This is a genomic window from Lacticaseibacillus sp. 866-1, assembly GCF_016861825.1.
Lineage (GTDB): Bacteria > Bacillota > Bacilli > Lactobacillales > Lactobacillaceae > Lacticaseibacillus.
This window is the reverse complement of the sequence record NZ_BOLU01000048.1, coordinates 1-5,899: the sequence shown is the minus strand read 5'-3', so window position 1 is coordinate 5,899 and position 5,899 is coordinate 1. Positions and strand designations below refer to the sequence as shown.

At 43.4% G+C, this 5,899-nt stretch carries 4 protein-coding genes; 3 read left to right on the top strand and 1 reads right to left on the bottom strand.

Translation table 11 applies throughout. From position 1 onward, the window contains the following. The first annotated feature begins 252 nt into the window (after nt 1-252). The 3 genes from JUE30_RS11000 to JUE30_RS10990 all read left to right on the top strand — a co-directional run bounded on the left by JUE30_RS11000 (nt 253) and on the right by JUE30_RS10990 (nt 4,983). A complete protein-coding gene (locus tag JUE30_RS11000; RefSeq protein WP_203624858.1) occupies nt 253-2,055 on the top strand; it encodes a helix-turn-helix domain-containing protein in 1,803 nt (600 codons plus the stop codon). 206 nt (nt 2,056-2,261) lie between these two features. Continuing rightward, the gene (locus tag JUE30_RS10995) at nt 2,262-3,539 is read left to right on the top strand and encodes a PTS sugar transporter subunit IIC (RefSeq protein WP_203624857.1); all 1,278 of its coding nucleotides are present in this window, start codon (nt 2,262-2,264) and stop codon (nt 3,537-3,539) included. Between the two features lie 28 nt (nt 3,540-3,567). After that, nucleotides 3,568-4,983 carry a glycoside hydrolase family 1 protein gene (locus JUE30_RS10990; protein WP_203624856.1) on the top strand — a complete coding sequence of 472 codons (1,416 nt, stop codon included), beginning with the start codon at nt 3,568-3,570 and terminating at the stop codon, nt 4,981-4,983. 628 nt (nt 4,984-5,611) lie between these two features. Here JUE30_RS10990 and JUE30_RS10985 read toward each other — a convergent pair. Further along, nucleotides 5,612-5,899, bottom strand: a 288-nt coding sequence (locus JUE30_RS10985) for a DDE-type integrase/transposase/recombinase (RefSeq protein ID WP_203624855.1), incomplete at its 5' end; no start/stop codon positions are given.

Genomic DNA, 5,899 nt, shown 5'->3' with positions numbered 1-5,899 from the left:
AGCCTCGCTTTCGTGATGGTTTTTGTCGACTCAACCTTAGCATATAGGCGCACCCAATGGGTGAAACACCAAAGCAGCGCAGTCCCGTGTGAATCATGGGATTGCGCTGCTTTTTTGAAATTCTATGAATAATCCAGGTTTTTATTTCAGCATTCTGGTATTTTGTTCTGAGCGATTTAACTAGAGCAAATACATACTGCCGAACAGAATAAAGCGTATAACCAAAGCGAATGTATCTTTTTGGAGGACTCTATGGAAAAACGTCTCATGCCAATGATGGTGTACCTTTGTGTCAATGGATCAAAGTATGTTAGTCGTGAAAAAATGTGTGCTAAATTCGGTATCAGTGAGCGTACTCTGAGGCAGACAATGTCGGAAGTCGCCGTCATTCTTGAACAAAATGGCCTACAGTTGGAAAAACGCGCTAACCTGGGTTATCGAATTCTCAGTGATGACACTGATGCTTTTCATGCCTTTGCGGCTAAGCTAAGACTGCGCTCAGGCCTGCAGCAACCTGGGGCCCAAATTGTTGCAAATCGGACAAACTACATTCTCTATACGCTTTTACGCATGAATCAATATATCACCATTGAGCATTTGTGTGAGCGCCTCTATTTAAGCCGGAGTCAGATTAATGAAAGCATCAAACAAATGCGGCGAATTTTATCCCAGTTCGCTTTACGTCTGAATGTTAAACCTGGTTATGGTATCTGCATAAGCGGGGGGGAGTGGTCAAGACGCCGTTGTTGGCTGGCTTTGATGCAGTCCGATCATCGATTGCTCACTCAAATTCTGATGAATAATCAATCACTTCATGAACAGTATAAGCGAGCCAATCAGGAGTTACGTTTGGCCCTTTTCAAAGGGGGGTTGCTGGTTCTTGATGGGCAGGCGGAAACGTTACTTCATTATCTATTTTTGACTCGAGTCAGGCTTCATGATGGGGATACCCTCACTGATTTTTCCAACCTGGAGGGCGAAGACAGTATTCACGCAGTAGCCAAGCTACTTCTTCCTGAGGCACAAGAAGCAGAGATAAATGCGCTACAGGCCGTACTCAAGGGCACAACCATTAATCCAAAAGAATTGAGTCAGCCATCGGAAATTGAACATGAATTCTGGAAAATCATTAATAAACGAGATTATGGCCTCTCTTTTTCAACTCAAGAGCGAACGGAAATTGCCTGGCAATTACAATTACTTGAACGGCGTATCCTTACTGGGCTTTTCCGACCATTCAGCGAATTGACTGACTTTCGGGTGCGAGATTTTGCTACGTTTGAACTGCTAAATGCTTTTCAGCAACGGCTTCAAACCATCTATCAAGCACATGTGGCAATGATTGAGCTCGGTGTTCTAACTTTTTTCCTTGAGCCAAAAATGGCTGAGCGAGTTGCTACTGTTACACGAAAAAAGGTGGCGGTGACAACAACATTTGGCACAGTGGGTCTTTCGCGACTCAAACACTTTTTGGCGGCTAGCGCTGGTGATACAGAAATCAAAGTCACTGCGTACGACTTTCAACAACTAAATTACGAAACAGCCCAAGAACAATTTGATATTGTTTTCTCTAATTACTCGCTACCGGATGAAGATATTAACCCCGGAAATGTTATTCGATTAAGCCCGCAACTAGACACCGGTGACAAGCAACTTGTGGAAGCGGCTTTAAAACGCAGTGGTGTTTCGAAAAACATTACAGATTTGCTTTCCAAGCAACAATTCAGCTTTGTGAAAAATTTTGAGATGTTGGCTAATAATAAGACATTTGCAAAAAAAGCCTTGTCAGACAATCAGCTGATACCATATTCAGGTGGCATGGCGTTCATCCGACGGGAAAATGATCAAACACCGTTTTTAGTTGAATTTCAAGAGCCATTGCTACTTGCTGGACAGGAAATCAATTTTGTCCTTGAATTACCAATTCTAAATTCCAATGTAACTCAGATGCTTGAGTTTGCTCAATTAATGACCTATCTGTTTGGTGGTGGCGTTCGACATGGTGTTGTCAGTTATGAGAAACTTGTTGCCTCCCTTACAACCAAAAAGTACTAATCTGTTAATTCATATTCTCGCCCTAATACCAGCGACTGGATGGTAACTTTCAGGTTACTGAACAGTCGTTTTTAGTTAGCTTTTCTGCTATGTAATTTCTGCCAAATAATCGGCAGAAATATAGCATGGTAACTTTTTGGAAACGACACTAAGCTCATAATGTCAGTACTGATAACGCTATCTTAATTCAAGTGGAGGTAAACATTGTGATTACTTTTGTGGAGAAACTGCAGAATGTCCTTAATCCAATTTCTGCCAAGTTTGCAAGTAATAAATATCTCGCGTCATTGCGTGGGGTCATGTCCGTGATTCCAATCATGATTATTGGATCCGTATTTTCTTTGCTCAAAGCGCTACCGATTAATGCGTATTTAAACTTTTTGAAAATTTCACATTTGGACAACGTGCTTAATATCGGGTATGAAATGACCATGGGGTGTTTGGCACTTTATGTGACAATTGCCGTAGCGAGGGAACTGGCGCATCAACTCAAACAAGATGCCTTTGTCAGCGGCCTCTTTTCGGTGATGGTATTTTTGTTCTTTACGCCGCTTTTGGCGCAAAAAGGTGGTACGTTCACGATTTCAATGGATTATCTTGGGACGGCCGGCATGTTGTCCGCTATGATTATCGCCCTGGTTACCACTAGGTTTTATGCCTTTTTAATGGACAAGCATCTACAAATTAAGATGCCTGATTCTGTGCCACCTATGGTCAAAATGTCTTTTGCAGCACTGATTCCTGCTATTATCATTGCTGCCTGTGCCGCTTTGCTGACCTACCTCATGCAGCTGACCCCATACGGGAATGTCAACGTAGCGTTATATAAGATCCTTCAGACTCCGCTGCAAGGATTTACCGGGAACTACTGGAGTTTCTTGGTTTTAACCATTCTGTCATCCCTGTTTTGGTTTTGTGGGGTTCATGGCGGATCAGTTGTCAATTCCGTAATGATGCCGACTCTAATTGCCTTATCAACCGCCAACCTAGATGCCGTTCAGTCTGGACATTCTGCGCATAATATCATCAATTTGGCCTTCATGATCTTTTCGAGCATTGGCGGTGACGGTTGCACGCTTGGCTTGGTCTTTATTATGTTTTTCTTTGCCAAAAGTAAGCAGTATCGGGCATTATCAAAAGCACTGTTGCCGGTGGGGTTATTTAACATCAATGAACCTTCTATTTTTGGGGTGCCGATTGCGCTTAATCCCATTATGTTCATTCCGTTTGTCCTGACGCCTGCGGTTGACGTGACGATTGCCTATTTGGCTACTAAATTTGGCTTGTTGAGTGTTACGGCGGGGTATATGTTGCCACAAGAGATGCCTTATATCATCAAATTATTTATTCAGTGTGGTTGGTCTGGCATCGTCTGGGGTCTGATTCTACTGTTTGTTTCTGCGTTAATCTATTTCCCATTCTTTAAGGTCCTGGACAATCAAGCTCTGACCCAGGAGCATGGTTCGGCAGCTACTGCAGCCTGATTGAATCAGAAATGGAGACGATGAGATAATGTTAGATAATAAAAAATATGCCCTTTCATCAAGCTTTTTGTGGGGCGGTGCAAGTTCAGCCTCACAGTTTGAGGGGGCGGCAAACGAAGATGGAAAGGGAGCCACCATTCTTGATCGAAAGAAGGGACATGGCAATCTTGCAGATTTTTCTATTGCCAGTGACTTCTATCACCACTATAAAGAAGACATTCATTTGCTTGCCGATCTTGGGTTAAATAGCTTTCGGTTTTCAATTTCTTGGGCCAGAATTTTTCCAAATGGTAATGATGAGGTACCAAACGAAAAAGGACTTCAATTCTACGAAAACGTTATCGATGAATGCCTTAAAGCGGGCATAGAACCAGTTGTCACGCTCTATCATTTTGACGAGCCTTTGAGCATCCTCAAACAGTATGGGGGATGGACTTCTAAACGAGCTATTGAGGATTTTAAGCGCTATGCCGCCCTCTTATTTGCCCGGTTTGGCCAGAAGGTAAAATATTGGTTGACGTTCAATGAATGCAATTTTGTTTTAAAGGCGCCGAATAATTTTACTGGCAAAGAGGTTTCGCAACATAATCCCGACTTCTTGACTTACAAGTATCAAGTCTTTCACAATTTTAATATTGCCCACTTTGCCGTTGTAGCGATGTATCATGCGATGAAACTACCTGGCAAAATTGGCTGTATGTTGGCGGCTGTACCGACATATCCACAAACGCCTAATCCGCTTGATGTATTGAAAAACCAACAAAAAAATCAAAGTAGTATGTATGATTTTCTCGACGTTCTAACTCAGGGTGCATATCCCGCCAATCTACAGGCGTTGTTCTCTCGGGAAAAATGCTGGCCGGAGATTTCGCTTGAGGAAACCGCATTGATGCAAAATCCGTTGTCCAAGATGGATTTTATTTCCCTAAGCTATTACATGACGGGCTTATCAAGCCGAAATGAGCAACCCTTTGATCCTAATGCGTCAAATGCCCAAAATGCGGCGAAGCGACTGATTAACAAAGAATTGACTATTTCCAGTTTTGGATGGCCACAAGATCCAGTAGGCTTAAGAATTATCTTAAATGAGCTCTTTCACCGTTATCATCTACCCCTTATGATTGTCGAAAATGGGCTCGGAGCAAAAGATGTCTTAACGGAAGATGGACATGTTCATGACGATTATCGGATTGAGTACATGAAGCGACACATTCTTGAAATGGAACATGCCATTGTGGATGATGGCGTGCCAGTTATTGGCTATCTGCCTTGGGGGATAATTGATCTCGTGAGCTCGAGTGAAGGCTTCAGTAAGCGTTATGGTGTGATTTATGTCAATCGCACTGACCACGATCTGAAGGATATGAGGCGGATTAAGAAAGACAGTTTCTATTGGTATAAGCATGTCATTGCAACTCATGGTCAAGATCTTGGTGACGATTAAAGCCAAGGATGTAGTATTCATGCAATGAGTCACGCTCCACGCAACTTTCAAAAACGCTTCAGACGTGCCTCTTGTGGCTTGTCTGAAGCGTTATTTGTGTCTAAGTGAAGTTGAACCAACGCCGCCATTCAACTTATCTGAGTTGCGTGGGGGTGCCTGTACTTAAAAAACAGCATGATGGCTAACCAGATTAGTGCCCCGCCGGCTTGAAACCAAAGGTCATAGAATGTCTTATGAAAGATGATTCCCAGTACTAGGGCAACTACCAATGCCGCTAATGCCGCCAGGTCGGGGCGGCGCCGCTGTTGGTTAGCGTTGATGATTAAGGTGAGACCAGTACCTAGGAAGAGGAGACCAGAGGCCGACTCGACCAGGGTAAACGGACTGTCAACGACGAGAACGCGAGTGAATACAAAAGCCATTAGCGCTAGCCAAAGGGAAGCCAGGCCTATTAGCGTGCAGATGCCGCCTAATATGTATTGCAGCACAGTAAGTGTTTTCTTCATGATGATGCCTTTCAAAAAGTGTAAGGTGGCAGCTTCAGCTAGGGCTAAAGCTAGGAATGATGGTTCTGGTGCAAAGTTGAAATTAAGCGTAGATCAAAGTGACTGTGTTTAGTGGTTGTAGCCTATGCCGCTAACAATTGGTCGACTTCTTGATACGCTGAAAAGCCGAAGAGGCCTAGTTTCTTTCGGCTTTCTTTGTGTATCGCATGCATGGTTTCAATGCCGTATAATGTCCTAGCTGCTGTCCGAGTGCTCTGATAACTTGCGGAACGAACTTGTTGCCGCTTAATAAAACGGTGATCTTGCTCAATCAGATTATTGCGATATTTGGAGCACTGATGCACACCTTTGTGCAGATAGCCTTCCCTAGTAAGCTTTTTAATTGCCTTTAGGGTCGCTCCGTACTGATC